Consider the following 20287-nt stretch of genomic DNA (forward strand, 5'->3'; position numbering starts at 1 on the left):
CAATGGAAACAAATATGCAAATAGCTAAGGAGCTTGCAGCAGCTGCTGAAGAGCTCATTAGCATAGCAAAGCCTAAAAAGGGACAGATTTTCGTGCTTGGCTGCAGTACCAGTGAAGTGCTCGGCAACAAAATCGGCACCGGCGGCAGCAGTGAAACAGCTGTTGCTATGTTCAAGGCGCTGAAGGCAGTGTGCGATGCACACGAGCTTTATCTTGCCGTACAATGCTGCGAGCATCTCAACCGTTCCTTAGTAGTGGAGGCAGCTACAGCTGAACGCTACAATCTTGAGGAGGTTACCGTGCGTCCGGTGGCTCATGCCGGCGGCGCTATGGCAACTGCTGCCTACGAAAATTTTGCTGAACCTGTAGTGGTAGAAAAAATTTCTGCCCATCTTGGCATTGATATTGGTCAGACGCTCATCGGCATGCATCTCAAACGAGTTGCTGTTCCTGTACGCCTGCAATATAAAAAAATTGGCGAAGCAGTGCTGACTGCCGCTAAAACTCGTCCGCCATTAGTTGGGGGACCGCGTGCCCAATACCTGGAAAATCGTCCATAAGGCACCGTCTGCGTTGTTGTTCCTGCTTCGACGTATAGAAATACGCCGTCGGCAGTGACGCCTAGCATCTGGCATCTTCTGAGCGATTTACAATCGTCCATAGCATCATCTGCGTTGTTGGAATTTGGCATCTTGTGAACGATTTACAAATATCCTATGGTATAAGGCACCATCTGCGTCTTTTAGTAGAGCAGAATTTCTGAGCGCTTATCCACAGCCTGTGGATAAAACTGGTTGATATTTAATGTTTTATTTTTAGGAGGGACTTAAAATGAATCTGGAAAAACTTAGCGTAGTTGATCCTGAGCTGAAAGGTTACATTGATGCGGAGCTGAACCGCCAACGTGACAAAATCGAACTGATTGCATCCGAAAACATCGTTACTCCCGCGGTAATGGAGGCTATGGGCAGCGTACTGACCAACAAGTATGCTGAAGGCTACCCCGGTCATCGTTATTATGGCGGCTGTGAATATGTTGATAAGGTTGAAACTTTGGCTATTGAACGTGCCAAAAAATTATTCCATGCCGAATATGCTAACGTACAGGCTCACTGCGGTGCCAGCACCAATATGACCGTGTACTTTGCTTTCCTGAAACCCGGCGATACTATCATGGGTATGGACCTGTCCCAAGGTGGTCATCTGAGCCATGGATCCCCGGTAAATATTTCCGGTACCTATTTTAACGTTGTTCATTATGGCGTTAATCCGGAAACCGAGCTGATTGATTACGATGCTATGGACAAGCTGGCTAAAGAGCATCATCCGAAGCTGATTGTTGCCGGTGCCAGCGCTTATCCGCGCATTATCGATTTCAAACGCATCGCTGATATTGCGCATGCTAACGGTGCTTTGCTGCTGGTTGATATGGCACACATCGCCGGCTTGGTTGCAGCAGGTCTGCATCCGTCTCCGGTTCCGTATGCTGATATCGTTACCACTACTACTCACAAAACTCTGCGTGGTCCTCGCGGCGGTCTGATTTTGACCAATAACGAGGAATATGCCAAGAAAATCAACAAGGCTATTTTCCCCGGCATTCAGGGTGGCCCGCTGATGCACGTTATTGCTGCTAAGGCTGTTGCTTTTGGCGAAGCTCTGAAGCCTGAATTCAGAGAGTACGCAGAAAACATTGTCAAGAATGCCAAGGCTTTTGCCGAAGGCCTGAAGGCTGAAGGCTTCCGTCTTGTTTCCGGCGGTACCGACAACCATCTGATTCTGGTTGATGTACGCAACAAAAACCTGACCGGTAAGGAAGCAGAAAAGCTGCTGGATAATATTGGCATTACCTGCAATAAAAACACTATTCCGTTTGATCCTGCCAGCCCGTTTGTAACCAGCGGTATCCGTCTGGGTACTCCGGCTGCTACTACCCGTGGCTTCAAAGAAGAGGACTTCAAAGAGGTTGCGGCTATCATGGGCCTGGTGCTCAATAACCCTGAAGATACTGATAAGCATGCAGAGGCTGCAAAACGCGTTGCTGCACTGTGCGCTAAGTATCCGTTATATACTAATTTATAATTAAGACGACCGATAAAGCTTTATCCGCTTCGTCTTAATAAGAAAAGGAGCGATATATCCAATGCAAATCAATGTAGTAAACCATCCTTTGCTGCAAGCAAAAATGACTATCCTGCGTGACAAGGATACCAAGAGCGTAACCTTCCGCCACATCATCAGTGAGGTTGCAGCGCTGCTGACCTTTGAAACTACCAGAGATTTACCTGTGGAAGAAGTAAAGGTTACCACTCCGCTGTGCGAAACCACCGGCTGCCGTATTAAAGGCAGTGTCACTGTTGTGCCTATCCTGCGTGCAGGCCTGGGCTTTATGGAGGGCGTACTCAGTGTTATTCCCGAAGCCAATGTTGGTCATATCGGCATGAGCCGTAACGAAGAGACTCTGCTGCCGATGGAGTATTACTGCAAGCTGCCTGCGGATATGGACGCTTATACTATTGTTGTTGACCCGATGCTGGCAACCGGTGGCAGTGCTATTGCTGCTATTGACCAGATCAAAAAGCGTGGTATGAAAAACCTGCGCTTCATGTGCCTCGTTGCTGCTCCCGAAGGTGTAGAAAAACTGAATGCAGCACATCCTGATGTGCCTATCTACACTGTCGTGCTCGATGACCATCTCAATGAGCATGGCTACATCGTTCCGGGCTTGGGCGATGCAGGCGACAGAATTTTTGGTACGGTATAAAAAATTATGGAACGCAAAACAAGACCCGGCTGGGATGATTACTTTATGGAGATTGCCAGAGTAGTCAGCAGCCGTTCAACCTGTATGCGCCGCAGTGTTGGCGCGGTAATCGTCAAAAATAAACAGATTGTAGCGACAGGCTATAACGGTACGCCTAAGGATTTGCCTCACTGTGAGGTTACGGGCTGCCTGCGCGAGCAGCTGCATGTGCCTTCGGGGCAGATGCATGAGCTGTGCCGCGGTATTCACGCAGAGCAGAATGCTGTAGTGCAGGCTGCCTATCATGGTGTGTCTGTCAACGGCGGTACAATTTATTGTACGCATCAGCCCTGTGTGGTCTGCACCAAGATTTTGATTAACGCAGGCATTAAGCGCATTGTTTATGCTAATCCTTATCCGGATAAGCTGGCGGAGGATATGATGGCTGCATCGGGAATTGAAATCTGCGTGCTGGATAAGAAGTAAATATGCTGTAAAAAAGCACTGCTCACATTTCCTTACAGGAGATGCAGAGCAGTGCTTTGCTTTTTATGTTTATTATTTTACTTTGACATAGGTGACGCCTGCGGCGTAGCAGTCAAGCTCGTAGGGCTGGTACATCAGATAAAGATGACCGTCCTCGGTGATGATATAATCCTTGCTTACTTTGAAGTTGTCGATGTCGTCAATAAACGGCGCTTCGCTGACAGTTTTCAAATCTGCACCGTATACAGGCAGCTTTTTAGCCTTAATATCCTGCTTCAGCTGCTCGGCGTTCAGCTTTTCCATGAATCGGGTGTAGGGAACACGCTTGCCGGTATCCTTGTCATAAACGATGCCGTGTGTATAGTACATACCATGAGCAGCCTTATCATAATAGTACCAGGTGTTGAAGGTGAGGCAGACAAACTGGTCATTTTCGTAAATCACCTCATAATTGCTGCCCACGGCACGCATATCCGGCTGGCGCAAATCCTTGCGTGATTTGCTGAGCATTTTCTGGATATCGCGGTTCATGCGCTGTGCTGCCTGAGGATTTTCCTGCGTGAAAACAGGATATTTATAGTCAAAGCGGTCGCCCTTGTCGACTGCGGTTTGTTGTGTGGCCGACGCACCCGCTGCTACCGCCATTGCCAAAAATAAGCTGAGAAGTGTTTTTTTCATTCGTGTTTACCCCCTTTGTAGGAATTGTATTTGGTACTAATATAGTATAAAATAAAATGGTATCTGTAAAGATGCCTGAGCGGGGCAAGTGTAAAATCTTTGTAGCCTGCGCAGGAAGTATTTGTAAACTTGAGGGGACTTAAAAATGTTAGGAACAATCGTTAATGTAAGTGCAATTTTAACCGGCTCTGTAATCGGCAGCTTTCTTAGCAGAGGTGTTAACGAACGCTACAAAACAGCGCTTTTCGACGGCCTTGGCCTGGCGACCGTGGGCCTGGGAGTGAACGCCTTTGTCAGCAATATGCCGAAAACAACATATCCGGTATTATTTATCGCCAGCATCGCCATCGGTACGGTTATAGGCACCTGGCTGGATATCGACGGCCGCTTTCACAAGCTTTTGGCGAGTGCCAAGGGTGGCAGCAAGCTGGCGGAAGGACTTTCAACCGCTATTTTGCTGTTCTGCATCGGCACGCTTTCTATTTTAGGGCCGATTGAAAGCAGGCTCAACGGCAATAATACCTATTTATATACCAACGCGACGCTTGATTTTGTTTCGTCGATTATTCTTGGCTCTGCCTATGGCATTGGCATTGCAGCGGCGGCTTTGGTGCTGCTTTTGTGGCAGGGGAGCATTTTTCTTTTCGCCGGAGTGATTGCGCCTTATATGACGCCGGCGCTGATGGGAGAAATTTCTGTTTTGGGCGGCATTTTTCTGATGAGCAGCGGCCTAGGGATTTTGCAGCTGCGTGACTGCAAAACGCTGAATATGTTGCCGGCGCTTATCGTGCCACCAATTTTTTACGCGCTGATGGCAGCGATAAAATGATTTTTTTAGAGTTCATCAAAACGATGCAAAGTTCACAGATTATCCATTGACTAATCAGTCAGTTCGCCTTATAATAAGCTCATCAGTTAGAAATCCCACTGACTGATACATAATACCCCTTTTCTTTTTATACATCCTTTCACAACATCAACCCTCTGAAAGCAGCAGTGCCGAACGCATGGCACTGCTGCTTTTTTTATGCAGAGAGCGGGTTTGTGGTTTTTGCTATTATTCTTAATAGGAATAAATATTATTCTGTTAAAAATTTTCTGAAAAAATCTCTTGACTAGGTAGTCACCCGCCATTATAATATAAGTATGATTTAGATTAGAGTAAGTCAAAAAACGAAATACTCCAATCTATAATTTCACCCCTTGATTATGAAATCCTTGAAACAGGCGAAGCTCGTGCATGGTAGAGGAAACAAGGCAACTCTTACCGGACTTGCAGGCGGGGACTTGCGAAGGATTTTGTAATAAATAAAAATCTCTTAAGATAAGAGGAGAAATTTACAATGAAAAAATCCTTAGTACTCGCAATGGCAATGGCTCTTGGTGTAACCGCATCCGCTTACGCTGCTAACCCGTTCTCTGACGTTCCTGCCGGCCACTGGGCTTATGACAGCATCAACAAACTGGCTGCTGCCGGCGTAATCGAAGGCTACGGCGACTCCACCTTCGGTGGCGACAAACTGATGACCCGTTATGAAATGGCTCAAATCGTTGCTAAAGCAATGGCTAAAGGCGCTAACGTTGACAAACTGGCTGCTGAATTCGCTGACGAGCTGGATAACCTGGGCGTTCGCGTTGCTAACCTGGAGAAAAAAGCTGACAATGTAAAAGTAACTGGCGAACTGCGTTATCATTATGTTGATAATGATGGTGATGTAGAAGGCTATAAAACTGAACTGCGTTCTCGTATTTGGGTAAATGGCCAAATCAATGATGACTGGAAATATACCGGCATGATTGAAAACATCCAAAATTTGAAAGACAACGCTGGTAATGAAGATACCAAATTCCAACGTGCTTATGTAAATGGTAAGCTCGGCGGTCTGGCTGTTCAAGCTGGTCGTTATCATGCAAAATGGTCCGAAGGTAATGTTTATGATAACCGTTTTGACGGCGTTCAAGTTGCTTACGGTAAAGACGTTAAATTGGTAGCTGGCTATGGTAAAGCTGCTCAAATGAATGGCGTTAACGATGCTGCTACTGCAAAAGCTAATGCAGAAGATACTTACTATGCTGAGCTGTCCGGCAAAGTTGACAAACTGTCCTTGGTTGCTGGTTATTACAACTTTGAAAATGTAAAAGAAGCTAAAGATGTTGACGATACCATTTGGACTGTTGCTGCTAACTATGCATTCGACAAGAACTTCAAACTGGGCGCTATGTATCTGAATGGCGACAAAGATAAATATGATGGCGATGATGATGGCTTCGTAGTAACTGCTTCCTACAAAGGTGCTAAAGCTGCTAAAGCTGGTTCTTGGGGCTTAGTTGCTAAATACTATGACCAAGGCGCTTCCACCTATATTGACCACACCATGAATGGCCTTGCTGATAATAAACTGTTCACCAGCAATAAAGCTGAAGGCTTCAAAGGCTATAGCGTAGCTGCTAACTACACCTTCGCTAAGAACATCGTTGGCCAGGTTGAATGGTATGATCTGGAACAAAAAGAAGGCAACAAAGACGCACAAACCCTGTGGTCTCAAGTTGTATTCACTTTCTAATTCCAACCACGTACAACAACTTAACATTTAACACGCGCGTATAAGAAGACGGCCGCCCGGATGGGCGGTCGTTTTTTGATGTGTGTGGGGGCAACCCTCAGTCAAAATCACTGCGTGATTTTGCCAGCTCCCTTTCAGGGAGCATAAAAAAGTTCGGTGAGCTTGCGAAAGTTTGAAGTGGTAAACTTATTTTAGACACAGAGGGGGTATTTCTTGTACAGATGATATATAATGGAATACACCAATATATATATCAATAGACAAGCAATACTTCGGTCTAAACAGGAGGTTTACCATGAAATACACTAAACAAGAAAAATTAGACATTGGTCGCCGAATATATGATAGCGAGATTACTCGCTATCAAGCAGCAGAGTTATACAATATTTGCGAAGGTACAGCACGTACCTATATGCGTATGTACAGAGATGCGAATAACCTGCCTGCAAAAAATTGTAAACAACAAAAATGTAATATAATACGTCCCAATGCACCTGCACTTTCTGCGAACACGGATGATTATCAATCTATGACCAAGGAAGAATTAATTCGTGAGTTGCTTAAAGCAAGAATTGCAGAAGCTAGATTAAAAAAAGGCTATGCGGTGAAAGGGGATGGTACAGTAATTCTATACGGCAACAAGAATACCAAGTAATATTAGAACTCTCTGGCGAATTTCCGGTAAAACTTATATGCGAAACAATGAATGTACAGCGTAGCAGCTTCTATGCATGGAAGAAGAAGCTCTCACATCCTTCTACAAAAATGCGGAATCTGCTTAGTAATATTTTGCTTTTTAATGAATACCATGCTAAATATCCTTCTCACGGATATCGCTGGCTTAACGCTAAGATTCGTCTGGATACCGGTCTTATCCTTTCGGATGCATATGCACATAAGTGTTGCAAAATTACTGGTATTAAAAGTCAGGCTAAGCATTACAAATACAAGAAACCAGGGGATTCATACCGGATTTTTCCGAATCTGCTCATGAAAGAAATGCAGATTGATGGACCGCTACAATGTATTGTAAGCGATATGACTGCTTTTCATGTTAAAGGGATTTATTATGAGCTGACATTGTATATGGACCTTTGGAATAATGAAATTGTAAGTCATTCTCTTTCTTCTAAACGAGGTGACCGCATGACATATATTAGCGGTTTGGAGGATTTAATTGCTTTAAAGAAACAATATCCAGAATATGAAATGATCCTACATTCAGACCAAGGTTCCGTTTACGCGTCTAAGGCATTTAATGACTTGTTGCCAATGTATAGCATTACCCATTCTATGTCTCGTGCAGGAACACCTACCGATAATGCAGCAATGGAAGCGATTAATGGTTGGATAAAAACAGAAATGTTTACTGATTTTCATGTAACAGGAGAAAAGTCTGTTGTAGATGAAGTAACAGAATACATTCATTTCTTTAATGAACAGCGTCCTGCTTATTCTTTAAACTATCTGACGCCTATTCAATATCGCGAGTTGCATTATAGAAGTGTAGCTGAATAACAGAGAGATTTTTGTTATATATTTTTTTGTGATTTGTGTCTAAAATTTGTTGACTAGTGCAATCGCAACCCTTCCGTCTGCTCGCAAAGCTCGCAGCCACCTTCCCTTTCAGGGAAGATATAATGATATATTGAAACTCTAACTTTCTATATGCTCCCTGCAAGGGAGCTGGCATCGCCGTAGGCGATGACTGAGGGTTGTGCCCCATAGGGGAAGGTGCCGAGCGAAGTGAGGCGGAAAGGAGAATTTCCTACACTATATAGTATTAAAATATTAACAAAACACTATATGTTGACAATTGCAGAAATTTGTGTATAATAGAGTCATAACCTAATGCAGTCTGCTTCCTGACGGATGAGTGGAATTGACCACGTGGAGGCAGATGAATGTATGCGCCGACCGTCTGGGCAAAATCGCCCAGACGTTTTTTCTTTATAAGGAGCAAAAGGAAAACCCGGGTGACTAGGTAATACTTATAAAGAGAGGTATTCATGATGCAACAGACAAAAAACAGATGGCTGATCGTGCTGGCAGCCATCGGCATTCACATCAGCATTGGCAGCGTATACGCATGGAGCGTACTGACTAAGCCTATTATGCAGGCTATGGGTTTTTCGCTGAAGGAGGTTACCTGGACCTTCTCACTGGCGATTTTGTTCCTGGGTACTTCCGCCGGCTTTTTGGGAACGTATGTAGAAAAATACGGTCCGCGCCGCAGCGGTCTGATATCCATGTGCTTTTTCGTAAGCGGTCTGCTGGGTACGGCCTATGCATTGACGCAGCACAGCCTGCTGCTGTTATATCTTTTTTACGGCGTTATCGGCGGTATCGGTCTGGGAACAGGCTATATTACGCCGGTGTCTACACTGGTAAAGTGGTTCCCCAATAATCGCGGTCTCGCAACCGGCCTGGCGATTATGGGCTTTGGCTTTGCCAGCCTCGTTGCAGGTCCTTTGATGCAGATTTTGATTGCTAAATACGGCCTGGTAGAAAACTTTGTGATTCTGGCCTGCATTTACGCAGTAGTTATGACTGCTTCCGCACTTTATCTGGAGCCGCCAAAGCAGGAAACTGCAGCAGGCAAGGGCCAGTTTAAAGCGCAGATGCCTGAGCATGTGCAGTACACTGTGAAGGAGGCTATGCACACCTGGCAGTTCTATGCTTTGTGGTGGATTTTCTTTACGAACATCACCTGCGGTATCGGTCTTTTGGCTGTAGCTTCGCCTATGGCACAGGAGGTTATCGGTATGTCTCCGATTGCGGCGGCGTCTATGGTTGGTATCATCGGCCTGCTGAACGGCGGCGGCCGTATTGTGTGGTCCACTATTTCCGACTATATTGGCCGTGCGAATACCTATCTGGCATTTTTCGTGATTGAGATTGTGGCCTTCTACCTTTTGGGTGGCGTAAATGAAAGCTTTATGTTCCAACTGCTGGTGTTCATTATCATCACCTGCTACGGCGGCGGCTTCTCCTGCATGCCGGCGTATTTGAGCGATTTGTTCGGCACGAAGCAGCTGAGTGCGATTCACGGACGTATTCTGACGGCGTGGGGCTTGGCAGGCATTGCAGGACCGCTGCTTTTATCCGTAATTTACGAGCGCACGCACAGCTACAGCTTTACCCTGTACTTCTTCAGCGCCTGCTTTGTAGTAAGCCTGCTGTTGGCAGCAGTGCTCAAGCTGAAGGGCAAAACTGCCTGAGCTTTTGCCGGAAGAAGCAATTTCCACTGAAAAATAACTTTTTTAGCTAAAAAAAACGAAAAATTTTGAGCGTCCTACCCTAAAACGGCTTTTGGGGTGGGGCGCTTTTTCGCTCCCTGGCATATAATAAGCGTAGAGAAAAGCAAAAAGCTTAAGCAGATGTAAAAAAGGGGGAGTAGATTATGAAAAAGCATTTTAAGTATTTGGCAACGGCAGGCTTGATTGCAGCGCTGCTGTTGGCGGCAGGCTGCGGCGATGATGCCAAGGACAAGAAGAAAGTTGATAAGCCGGACATCAAGACAGAGCAGAAGGTAGATAAAAAAGCCCAAGCACCGGTAGTTAAACCGCCAGAGGGAAAATATTACAGATATCCGTCCTATCTTGATGATGTAACCAAAACGCCGGAAATGACGCCTGAGATGATTAAATATGTAGATGATTTTGCTTCGACCGTAAAATTGGCGCCGTCTGAAAAAGGTAAATTCCTTAATGATTCACGCATTAACAGACCAAATGAAGAATATCATCGTATCTGGCTGCATGCCAATGGCAGCAATCATAATCGCAATAACAAATTTAAAAATTCTAAGGGGAAGGAAGTATATCAGCAGGAGGTTTATCATATCCGTATGTCTGTAAAGGCAGATACCAATAAAGTTGTATATGTTGAGTATTCTGTTTATGAGCAGAATGAGGCCATTCCGGACGGCAAGAGCAGAACAATTATGAAGAAGGTTTTTAAATAAGTTGCTTTAGCATAAATCGATAAAAATTTTAAGCGTCCTACCCTAAAATAGCATTTGGGGTGGGGCGCTTTTTCGCTCTCAGGCATATAATGAGCGTAGAGAAAAAAATATTCTGCTGGATAAAGGAGGCGTACATTATGAAAAAGCATTTTAAGTATTTGGCAACGGCAGGCTTGATTGCAGCGCTGCTTTTGGCAACAGGCTGCGGGGATGATGCCAAGGACAAGAAGCCTGCGCCTGAGCCAGAGAAAAAGGTGGAGAATGTTGTAGTAAAACCTCAGGACGGAAAATATTACAGATATCCCGATTACATTAAGGATGTGACAAAAACACCGAAGATGACACCGGAAATAGTTAAGTACATTGATGATTTTGCCTCGACGCTTAAATTCCACCCGGATTCCAAGGGCAAATTCACCAATAACTCCCTGATAAAGAATCCGGAAGAAAAAATTCACTATATCAATATGTCTGCTCTTGGTCCAAATCATAACAATAAGATCAAGTTTAAAAATTCCAAAGGTAATGAAGTTTATCAGCAGGAGGTTTACAGCATCAATATGACGATAGATGCCGCTACCGATAAATTAAAGTCTGTAAGATGCTCTATTTTCGAACAGAATCCGGATATTCCTGATGGCAAAACTACATATGTTGTGAAAAAAAGATTTGATTGACCTGCTTTAGCATAAATTAATAAAAATTTTGAGCGTCCTACCCTAAAACGGCTTTTGGGGTAGGGCGCTTTTTCGCTCCCAATCATATAATAAGCGTAGAGAAAAGCAAAAAGCTTAAGCAGATGTAAAAAAGGAGGCGAAGTTTATGAAAAAGCAATTGAAGTATCTGGCTACAGCAGGTCTGCTGGTAGCGCTGCTTTTGGCGGCAGGCTGCGGTGATGATGCCAAGGATAAAAAGCCTGCGCCTGAGCCCGATAAGAAGGTGGAGAATGTTGTAGTAAAACCTCAGGACGGAAAATATTACAGATATCCCAGTTACATTAAGGATGTGACGAAAACACCTAAAATTACGCCGGAAATGCTTAAGTACATTGATGATTTTGCATCGACGCTTGAATTCCACCCGTCTTACAATGGTAAATTCGTCAATGATTCCAAGATAAATAATCCTAATGAAAAATATCATGCTATTTATCTGTATGCCCTTGGACCCAAGCATAACAATAAGGTAAAATTTAAAAATTCCAAAGGTAAGGAAGTTTATCAGCATCAGGTTTACACCATCAATATGCAGTCAGAGGCTGCTACCGATAAATTAACGTCTGTACTATGCTCTATTTTCGAGCAGAATCCTGATATTCCTGATGGCAAAACTACATATGTTGTGAGAAAATCCTTTGATTGAGCTGCACTTTGAAATGGTGTTATGGTCTTTGCTAAGAATGAAATGCTTATCTTCACAAGCTGCAGATGAAAAGCAGTATATGTGGCAGTGTTGTAAGTGAACTGCTGTGAGCCGCTGCGCGTGAGCGTGGCGGCTTTTTGAAGTGGTAAATAGTTATCAAAAAGTTATTCGTGTGATATAATTTGAGTAGAGCTGATCAGCAATTTATGAGGTGGTGAAAATATGGAGAACAAAGATACAGCTTATTTGAGCAACAAAGATGGATTTACGACTTTTTCTTATGGTGGTTATGATTTTCGTTTTAAAACATCAGATAGGTTAGTGAAATATTTAAAAGTTAAAGAATGGGATGCTCCATATGGATACATTGTTGTTGATTGTTTGCACGAAAAGTTAGGTGTGGTTGAAGACTATATTGATTTGCTTCCCATGCTGGATAACTTATATTTTAATGCTAAGAAATTTTTAGCGCCGATAAAAAAAGTGGAGGTGCGTTATGGCTGATGTTCAAAAATTAGCAGATGCTGCTGAGGTTATCGTTCAAGGATATGCGTTTATTGATAGGGGCGAGGGTGTAACTGTTATAAATTTGCATAAGCCTGATCATGCTGCTTATTTCTATAATAATGAGCTTGTAGAAACTAATATGGATGATATCGAAGCGTATAAAGTCAACAAGCTTTATCAGGCTAATGTGAAGTATATGGAGAAGGATTATGCCAAAGTACTTTGATTTTAAAGTTTGCGGATATTATCTTTATTTTACAAGTAAGTGCATTATTGAATGTATGCATGTACATGCTAGTGATAAAAGACTTTCAGAAGCGGGTTCAGCAAAGTTTTTTGTAAAAGGTAACGGCGATACAGAACTGATGAAGCAAGGTACGTTAAATGATTTGGATGTACGTAAAATACAAGGATTTATCAAAGAACATTATGTAGAAATGTATGACTTGTGGTCAGCATGGAGTGATAATGGATATTATAGGGGAAAGTAATAATATGCCTTTGATTTGGGAGATGGCTAGAGAGAAAGAGCTTGTGGTAGCTGTGCCGTTTTTGCCATAACGTGTGTAGTATAATGCAAATTAAGATGAATTAAAAATATTCTTGTTGGAGGTGTAGCTCATGTCAGGAATAGGCCCATGTTTAATTTTTCTTTTTTTAGCGCCAATTATATTTGTTGCGTTGATTGCATTCGATTCCGCTAAGAAAGGGAAGCCTGAGCAAGATAATTCTTCTGTTTGTGATAATACTAGAGCAACTGAGCTTCCTAGCTCTAGTCCTATTGCCAAAACAGATGCTTATGCTGTGTCTGCTTGGAAGAAAGATCGCTATAATCCTAATAATAAAGAAACTCGTACTTTAGAATTTAATAGAATATTAAGTGAAAATAATAATGAGAGTAAGCGTGTAGCTAAAAAACAAAAAGATTATAGCTTAGTTAATGATGCGTATTATAAAGCTTATAACGAAGTGGAATCAATGATGACAGATTATAATGCAGCTAAAGAAATTACTAATAATCGTGCGGATTTAGCTGCTTTTGAAGATGGCTATCATTTTGATAATTATGCTGAAGATTTTAAACAGGACACTGACAGCGATAATGAGAATTATTGACATAATGTAAGTTTTGGAGGTTAAGTGTATGTCTAACACAAGTAACACTAATAATTTTGAATTTCCATTTCAAAAGAAGCATATTAATGCTTGCTCTAGTGTTGGAGAATTATTGCCTCTGTGGAAATTAGCACATGAGTGTGAAGTTAATACTGATTATATTGCTGGTAATGTACCTGCTTATGCTTTTTTGCCTGATGGGATAATTAACGAAGAAAGTTTTGCTAAAAGTTCGCCAAGAGTTTTGTTTATTGCTAAAGAAGCTTATTGGTATGGTGAACATGATGATGATAAAGCAGCTGTTAAAAATGCTGAAACTGTTATGTTTTGGCATCGCAGGGTAGCTTATGGTGAAGTGCCGGAAACGATATTCTCTAAGCGTCTTTCTATGCTGGCTAATGCTATTTTTAATGATGATTTTAAGACGATAAATAAAGACCATGCCGCTTTGCGTTCTGTCGCAGTTATAAATTTGAATAAGCGTGGAGGGTTTGTTGGTTGCGTATGGAAAACTTTAGAGGAATATGTAAAACGGTATGCTGAATTTATCAGCCAAGAGATAGAATTAATTTCTCCTGAATTAATAGTGTGTTGTGGAGATGGAGTACGTTGGCTGTTAGAAAATTATATTCGATTAGATAAGCAAATCAAGGTTATTTCATTGTATCACCCTAGCTGTTGGAGTATTAGCGATGAAAAATATCTTCAGATGCTGCAAAAAGCTCTTGCAGGTAATGTGGTAAGTAATAGTGAAACTCTTTCCGTTATAGAAAATGCAATTGAAAGTGAAAATAAGAACCTTTCTGCTGATAAAGATATAATTGAAAGCGAAAATGTCGAACTTCCTGCTACGAAAAATGTAATTGAAAAAGAAGATTCGGCTAGAAGTACTTATATGAAGATGTATGGTGCTGGGACTACATTCCAATTTAACAAAAAAGCCAATGTTTATTATGATACGTTAGCACACAGTCCGCAAAACTATCCATATATAGGTTTATATACGGATAAGGCAGTAAGAGCTATAGGTGAGGTGAATGCTGTTATTGTAACTGAATTTGCAGATAATGTATTACTGTATCGTGCTGAACAGGGTGAAATAACAGATGAACGTAAGCAGACGATACTTGAAGCTATAGAGGATGGTAAAAAGTATGGTTACAATTTGCTTAGATGTCCGCATAAATACTTTTTTGTTGAGCAATTTTTCCAGACGGAATATAAAAAGACTTCGTATGGTGGAGCACGATTTGTTAAAGTGTTTGATTTAAACAAATTGCTGGGAATTGATGAATTGCCTTCAACAGAAGAAATAGCCAATATACTTGCTGAAAAAACATGGGAGTGAGAATAATTGCTTTATTTCTCCTCTTGACAATCCCACCTCTTCCTTGCTAAGATATAGAGTATAACAAAATATCTACAGGCGAGGAACGAGAGGTTTATCTCCGTAAAGCCACTAAAGAGAAGCGGCGGTTGGTGCAAGCTGTGTGGCGGTGAGGTGAGTGTAGCTCGGGAGCTGTTTTGCTGAACATTGCAGTAGGCAAAAACGTGCGCACACGTTACGTGCATTGAGTGCCTTGTGCAAAAAGCATAAGGAAGATAGGTGGTACCACGATTATTCGCCCTGTCCGTAAAGGACAGGGCTTGTTTATTTTAAGGAGGAATTTTTTTATGTGTGAAGAGCATAATATCCCTAAGGTTTATGATCCTGCTTCCGTAGAGAAGAAATGGTATAAATTCTGGGAAGAGCATCGTTATTTTCATGCCGAAGTAGAAGAGGGCAAGGAAGCCTTCAGTATTGTTATCCCCCCACCGAATATCACCGGTCAGCTGCATATGGGCCATGCACTGGATAATACCCTGCAGGATATCCTGATCCGCTGGCACCGCATGATGGGCCACAACACACTGTGGATGCCCGGCTATGACCATGCAGGCCTGGCAACCCAAATTAAGGTTGAAGAGGTTATCAAAAAAGAGGAAGGTAAGACTCGTTATGACCTGGGCCGCGAAGAGTTCCTGAAACGCGTTTGGGAATGGAAGGAGCAATATGGTGACCGCATCATCAACCAGCTGAAGCATCTGGGCGTTTCCTGCGACTGGGAGCGTAAGCGCTTCACTATGGATGAGGGCTGCTCCAAGGCTGTTCGCGAGGTTTTCTGCACTCTGTTTGAAAAGGGCCTGATTTACAAAGGCACCCGTATCACCAACTGGTGCGTAAACTGCAACACCGCACTGAGCGATATTGAGGTTGAGCATAAGGATGACCCGGGCCATCTCTGGTACATCAACTACCCGGTAGTTGAAGAAGAAGGCCGCAGCCTGATGATTGCTACCACCCGTCCGGAAACTCTGCCCGGCGATACTGCTGTAGCAGTTAACCCGGAAGATCCGCGTTATGGCGATTTGGTTGGCAAAACCCTGCGTCTGCCGACTACCGACAGAATTATTCCTATTATCGCCGACAGCTATGTTGATACCAAATTCGGTACCGGCGCTGTAAAAATTACTCCGTCCCATGATCCTAACGACTATGAGATGGGTATCCGCCACAACCTGCCGAGCATCGTTGTTATCGGCATGGACGGCATTATGACTAAAGAAGCAGGCAAGTACGAAGGCATGACTCGTGAGGAATGCCGTAAGGCGATTGTTGCCGATTTGAAGGCTGACGGTTATCTGGTTAAGGTTGAAGAGCATTCCCATGCTGTTGGTCACTGCCAACGCTGCGGCCATGCTGTTGAATCTCAGGTTTCCACCCAATGGTTCGTTAAGATGGAGCCCTTGGTTAAGGCTGCTGTTGATTGCGTTGAAGACGGTCGTACTCAGTTCGTACCGGAACGCTTCACCAAAACCTATACCGGCTGGATGGATAACATCCGTGACTGGTGTATTTCCCGTCAGATTTGGTGGGGCCACCGCATTCCTGTATGGTACTGCGATGACTGCGGCGAAATGAGCGCCAGCCGTACTGATTTGACTGTTTGCCCGAAATGCGGCAGCGCACATATCCACCAGGACGAGGACGCACTGGACACCTGGTTCAGCTCCGCTCTGTGGCCGTTCTCTACTATGGGCTGGCCGGATAAAACTCCGCTCTTAAAGCAATTTTATCCGACAAGCGTACTCGTAACCGGTTACGATATCATCTTCTTCTGGGTTGCACGTATGCTGATTATGGGTATGGAATTCATGCATGAGATTCCGTTCGACAAGGTATTCATCCATGGTCTGGTTCGCGACAGCCAGGGCCGCAAGATGTCCAAATCCCTGGGCAACGGCATCGACCCGCTGGAGGTTATTGACCAATACGGCGCCGATACATTGCGCTTTATGCTGATTACTGGCAACACTCCGGGTAACGATATGCGTTTCTACTGGGAGCGTGTAGAGGCAACCCGTAACTTTGCCAACAAGATCTGGAACGCTTCCCGTTTCGCTCTGATGAACATGGAAGGCTACGATGCCAACGCTAAGCTGGCTCCGTATACCTTGGCAGATAAATGGATTCTGTCCCGTCTGCAGCACACCGCTAAGAGCGTTACCGAAATGCTGGAGAAGTTCGAGCTGGGCGAAGCTGGCCGCATGATTTACGACTTCATCTGGGGCGAGGTCTGCGACTGGTATATCGAGCTGGCTAAACCGCGTCTGTATAATAAAGAAAACGCTGAAGAGCGTGCAACCGCACAGCATGTTCTGGCAACCGTACTGACCAGCGCTATGCAGCTGCTGCATCCGTACATGCCGTTCATCACCGAGGAAATTTACCAATGCCTGCCGCATGAAACAGAAAGCATTATGATTTCCAAGTGGCCTGAGGCTGACGAAGCTTTGATGGACGACGAGGCTGAACGTCTGATGGGCGCAATCATGGAAAGCATCAAGGCTATCCGTAATATGCGTGCAGAGGTTAACGTACCGCCCGGAAAGAAGGTTCCGGCAACCATGCTGGCTGCTGCCGACCTGAAGGACGGCATCGAGGCTAACGCTGACTACATCCACCTGATGGGCGCAATCAGCGAGCTGACTGTGCTGGCTGACAATGCTGCTAAACCGGAGAATGCTATGGCTGCAGTTGTAGCTGGTATCGAGGTTTATCTGCCGCTGGCAGGCCTGATTGATGTCGAGAAGGAAAATGCCCGCCTGAACAAGGAGCTGGCTGCTATCGACAAGGAGCTGAGCCGCGTAGAAGGCAAGCTGGGCAACGCCGGCTTCCTGGCAAAAGCACCTGAGGCTGTTATCGAAAAAGAGAAGGCTAAGGCTGAAGAGCTGAATGGTAAAAAGGCTGCGATTAACGAGCGTCTGGAATACTTGAAGACCTTATAAGACTGACTGAAGTGATTTTTGTTACATTTTAGACAGTTTGGGAGAGCTACCGTAAAATTTGCGGCAGCTCTCTTTTTTTGCAGAAAGGGTGTGTTATAATAAAGTTAATAAATATAGGGAGGCGTGGACATGAAAAAGGTATTAGCTTTAGGTGCGAGTGTAGCAATGCTGCTGAGCTTTACGCTGCAGGCAGAGGCTGGTTTTAACTTGGGTAATATTGCCAACAAGATTGCCAATAAGGCTGTGGACAGTGCAATGCATTCCGGTAGCAAAAAGACGGATAGCAGTGCTGCTAAAAAGAAGAACGAACAAGGCATGACTAAAGAAGAGCGTGCAGATGCAGCTGCGGCAAAGCAGGGCGTTAAAATTACCCGAACTAAGGTTGATGGTTCCGTGCCGACTGCTTTTTATGGCGAGCTGGACCCGCTGCCTCCTGATGCGTTTGAAGAGCGCCCGGATTGGTTTGATAACCGTACCAACATTTATGTGATGACGAACGCGCGCCTCGTAGCGGAATATGAAAATATGGATAAATGGCGTACTCATGCCAAGGAGACTGGCATTGGCTGGGTAGAGCCTGATATGTGCCGTTATGAGGAGCTGGGTGATGAAATTCAGCACCGCATAACTGCTCTGGAGCGTTATGGCCATAATGTTGAAGCGGGCTGGCTGGATATGGCCAGTGACAGTGAGAGAAATGAAACCTATAAGCGTGCTGTGGCAAGCAACATTGAACCGTTGCGCAAGTATGGTTTAGGGCTGAAAACATCGGCATTGCCCGGTTATCATCCGGAGAGAACTTAAAGACTTTGGTAAAAAGCGGTAAGCGAACAATAAAAAAGCACGGCGAAAGCCGTGCGGAATTTGTGAAATAAGCTAGGTTAGCTTGTCAAAAGCGCTTATTTGTGTTATTATAAGTATAGAAAAGGTGCTTCCGATAGACGGTTAACCATTGAAAAGTTTTAGCTACAAAAAGTAACCGCTTGTTTTCTCAGGACAGGGCGGTTATTTTTTTGCGTTCTTGTTGATTTCCATACCTAATTTAATGCAAGCAATGCATAAGCTTAGCAAAGCAATAACTTCGAGTATATCCATCAGTAACACCTCCCTCTTGCGGGATTTTCAGTGAAACTGAATTTATCGCGTCAGAGGGTCAACCGCCTACCGTTATGGAAGCACCATAAGAATATTTTAACACATATAAAGAAAGCTTACAACGAACAAGCTGTGAAGGTTTGGCGCTGTAAGCTTTTTGTCTGCAGGCAGCACTCCCTGAAAACCCGTACAACTCCTTGCCACATAAGGCTTTGGGACTGTACGGTTTTTTGCATGTGTACGGTATTGAACTGGCGAATCAAATATTATGAAAATAAAAAAGCTTACGACGAATAGTGCGTTGTAAGCTTTTTAATGGTCTTGCATGAGGCTTGTTATATGCTGAGCGATAGCAGCTATCTTACGGTTGGGATTATTCTTTTGCCAAAAAATGTTATAGTAAATTTCTACTGGCTCATTATCTGCTAATAATGGCAAGGTTCTGGTGAAATTACTGAAATAGAATGGGGCGTCATTATTACTCGTTACCGGCAGAAAGGATTTTACCTTGTCGTCAATTACTTTGGTAAGTGCAGTGGGAATATCTCTGGCGGTGAAAAAGGTGCCATGGAAGCCTAAGCATTTTGCATAATATTCCTGCTCCTGCATAACATAATCTCTGTTGGCGATAATGACACATGTCTGCTCTGATAAATCACTGATATGAAGGGCTTTGATTTCAGGTGGGAAAGAATGTTTCGGTACGCAAATGCATAAATCTGCGATTTCTAAAAGCTCTCCCGCAAGAAAGTTATTATCAGCTTCACGATCTTCCGTGATAAGCATATCTATTTCTTTGTTTGCAAGCATTGTCAGGAGCTGTTCATGGTCACCGTACAATAATTCCAGATGATATGTTTGACTGTTCTTGTTGAGCATATTGATAACGTTGAGCAGGCGACAGACATTATAACCTGTTTTACAGCCGATGATATAGCTCGGTACCTGGTCGGTTTCCGCAAAATGCTGCATGTTTTGCATTAAATTTTGCACATCTCCGACTATGCGTTTACAAGGCTCGTAAAACTTTTCGCCTGCCGGTGTAAGACTGAAATTACAATTATTGCGGTTAATAAGCTTTACACCAAGCTCTTTTTCAAGCTGTTTAATCTGTAGAGAGAAGGAAGGCTGTGAGATAAAGCATTGCTTTGCTGCCTCATTGAAGCTTTTACAATATACTGCTGCCAGAAAATATTTCATTTGACGCAAAAGCATAGCCGGCCTCCTGTAGTGTATATTAAAATCATCAATATGCGTATAGAATATCTGTATTTGCTAAATACGTAGCATCAAGATATAATGTAACAGTACTTGGTACTAATATGCTAAAAAAATCACTTAACGAATTAATTATATCACACGCATAATGTGTTTGCAATTAATACCAAGAGCACTGAAGTTTGCCATATGTGAAGCTGATATGTTGCGTAAGGGAAACAT

Annotated in this window: 21 protein-coding genes and 1 other annotated feature; of the genes, 19 read left to right on the forward strand and 2 right to left on the reverse strand. The window is 43.6% G+C overall.

The annotated features are described in order from the left end of the window. Positions 1 to 2 precede the first annotated feature (2 nt). From KAH19_RS06040 to KAH19_RS06055, 4 genes are all read left to right on the forward strand, one after another. The gene (locus KAH19_RS06040; protein WP_009146083.1) at positions 3 to 560 is read left to right on the forward strand and encodes a TIGR01440 family protein; all 558 of its coding nucleotides are present in this window, start codon (positions 3 to 5) and stop codon (positions 558 to 560) included. 271 nt (positions 561 to 831) lie between these two features. Beyond that, complete coding sequence (gene glyA, locus KAH19_RS06045) at positions 832 to 2082, forward strand: serine hydroxymethyltransferase (RefSeq protein WP_246869307.1); 1251 nt, start codon at positions 832 to 834, stop codon at positions 2080 to 2082. A gap of 61 nt (positions 2083 to 2143) precedes the next feature. Further along, a complete protein-coding gene (upp, locus tag KAH19_RS06050; RefSeq protein WP_210683830.1) occupies positions 2144 to 2764 on the forward strand; it encodes a uracil phosphoribosyltransferase in 621 nt (206 codons plus the stop codon). A gap of 6 nt (positions 2765 to 2770) precedes the next feature. After that, positions 2771 to 3229: a cytidine/deoxycytidylate deaminase family protein gene (locus KAH19_RS06055; protein WP_021720267.1), complete on the forward strand. Its 459-nt coding sequence runs from the start codon at positions 2771 to 2773 to the stop codon at positions 3227 to 3229. Positions 3230 to 3301: 72 nt separating this feature from the next. Here the strand turns inward: KAH19_RS06055 and KAH19_RS06060 are convergent, their stop codons facing one another. Continuing rightward, the gene (locus KAH19_RS06060; protein ID WP_210683831.1) at positions 3302 to 3907 is read right to left on the reverse strand and encodes a DUF3298 and DUF4163 domain-containing protein; all 606 of its coding nucleotides are present in this window, start codon (positions 3905 to 3907) and stop codon (positions 3302 to 3304) included. A gap of 145 nt (positions 3908 to 4052) precedes the next feature. On the opposite strand from KAH19_RS06060, the gene KAH19_RS06065 reads away from it, so the two are divergent. The 15 genes from KAH19_RS06065 (at position 4053) to KAH19_RS06135 (ending at position 18556) form a co-directional block, all read left to right on the forward strand. Beyond that, positions 4053 to 4736: a DUF554 domain-containing protein gene (locus tag KAH19_RS06065; protein ID WP_210683832.1), complete on the forward strand. Its 684-nt coding sequence runs from the start codon at positions 4053 to 4055 to the stop codon at positions 4734 to 4736. 514 nt (positions 4737 to 5250) lie between these two features. After that, a complete protein-coding gene (locus tag KAH19_RS06070; RefSeq protein WP_210683833.1) occupies positions 5251 to 6471 on the forward strand; it encodes an S-layer homology domain-containing protein in 1221 nt (406 codons plus the stop codon). Between the two features lie 295 nt (positions 6472 to 6766). Then, the gene (locus KAH19_RS06075; protein ID WP_210683834.1) at positions 6767 to 7126 is read left to right on the forward strand and encodes a hypothetical protein; all 360 of its coding nucleotides are present in this window, start codon (positions 6767 to 6769) and stop codon (positions 7124 to 7126) included. Then, positions 7126 to 7989: an IS3 family transposase gene (locus tag KAH19_RS06080; protein ID WP_246869461.1), complete on the forward strand. Its 864-nt coding sequence runs from the start codon at positions 7126 to 7128 to the stop codon at positions 7987 to 7989. Before KAH19_RS06075 ends, KAH19_RS06080 begins: the two co-directional genes overlap by 1 nt. A gap of 491 nt (positions 7990 to 8480) precedes the next feature. Continuing rightward, positions 8481 to 9692, forward strand: coding sequence for an OFA family MFS transporter (locus KAH19_RS06085; RefSeq protein ID WP_210683835.1), 1212 nt, complete (start codon positions 8481 to 8483; stop codon positions 9690 to 9692). Between the two features lie 182 nt (positions 9693 to 9874). Then, a complete protein-coding gene (locus tag KAH19_RS06090) occupies positions 9875 to 10438 on the forward strand; it encodes a hypothetical protein (protein ID WP_210683836.1) in 564 nt (187 codons plus the stop codon). A gap of 137 nt (positions 10439 to 10575) precedes the next feature. Continuing rightward, positions 10576 to 11115, forward strand: a complete 540-nt coding sequence (locus tag KAH19_RS06095; protein ID WP_210683837.1) for a hypothetical protein — start codon at positions 10576 to 10578, stop codon at positions 11113 to 11115. Between the two features lie 145 nt (positions 11116 to 11260). Then, positions 11261 to 11800 (forward strand): hypothetical protein, encoded by a 540-nt coding sequence (locus KAH19_RS06100; RefSeq protein ID WP_210683838.1) that lies wholly within the window; start codon positions 11261 to 11263, stop codon positions 11798 to 11800. Between the two features lie 222 nt (positions 11801 to 12022). Beyond that, complete coding sequence (locus KAH19_RS06105) at positions 12023 to 12304, forward strand: hypothetical protein (protein WP_009144797.1); 282 nt, start codon at positions 12023 to 12025, stop codon at positions 12302 to 12304. Next, positions 12297 to 12533: a hypothetical protein gene (locus KAH19_RS06110; protein WP_210683839.1), complete on the forward strand. Its 237-nt coding sequence runs from the start codon at positions 12297 to 12299 to the stop codon at positions 12531 to 12533. The genes KAH19_RS06105 and KAH19_RS06110 overlap by 8 nt, the downstream gene beginning before the upstream one ends. Further along, the gene (locus KAH19_RS06115) at positions 12517 to 12798 is read left to right on the forward strand and encodes a DUF4160 domain-containing protein (RefSeq protein WP_210683840.1); all 282 of its coding nucleotides are present in this window, start codon (positions 12517 to 12519) and stop codon (positions 12796 to 12798) included. The genes KAH19_RS06110 and KAH19_RS06115 overlap by 17 nt, the downstream gene beginning before the upstream one ends. Positions 12799 to 12928: 130 nt before the next feature. Next, the gene (locus KAH19_RS06120; protein WP_210683841.1) at positions 12929 to 13423 is read left to right on the forward strand and encodes a hypothetical protein; all 495 of its coding nucleotides are present in this window, start codon (positions 12929 to 12931) and stop codon (positions 13421 to 13423) included. A gap of 28 nt (positions 13424 to 13451) precedes the next feature. Next, the gene (locus tag KAH19_RS06125) at positions 13452 to 14771 is read left to right on the forward strand and encodes a hypothetical protein (RefSeq protein ID WP_210683842.1); all 1320 of its coding nucleotides are present in this window, start codon (positions 13452 to 13454) and stop codon (positions 14769 to 14771) included. Positions 14772 to 14843: 72 nt separating this feature from the next. After that, positions 14844 to 15056 (forward strand) — a binding site (T-box leader). A gap of 41 nt (positions 15057 to 15097) precedes the next feature. After that, the gene (locus tag KAH19_RS06130; RefSeq protein ID WP_210683843.1) at positions 15098 to 17752 is read left to right on the forward strand and encodes a valine--tRNA ligase; all 2655 of its coding nucleotides are present in this window, start codon (positions 15098 to 15100) and stop codon (positions 17750 to 17752) included. Positions 17753 to 17881: 129 nt separating this feature from the next. Further along, positions 17882 to 18556 (forward strand): hypothetical protein, encoded by a 675-nt coding sequence (locus KAH19_RS06135; RefSeq protein WP_210683844.1) that lies wholly within the window; start codon positions 17882 to 17884, stop codon positions 18554 to 18556. Between the two features lie 603 nt (positions 18557 to 19159). Here the strand turns inward: KAH19_RS06135 and KAH19_RS06140 are convergent. Further along, positions 19160 to 20047, reverse strand: a complete 888-nt coding sequence (locus KAH19_RS06140; protein ID WP_210683845.1) for a LysR family transcriptional regulator — start codon at positions 20045 to 20047, stop codon at positions 19160 to 19162. Positions 20048 to 20287: the final 240 nt, after the last annotated feature.

This window comes from Phascolarctobacterium sp. Marseille-Q4147 (assembly GCF_017968825.1).
Lineage (GTDB): Bacteria > Bacillota > Negativicutes > Acidaminococcales > Acidaminococcaceae > Phascolarctobacterium_A.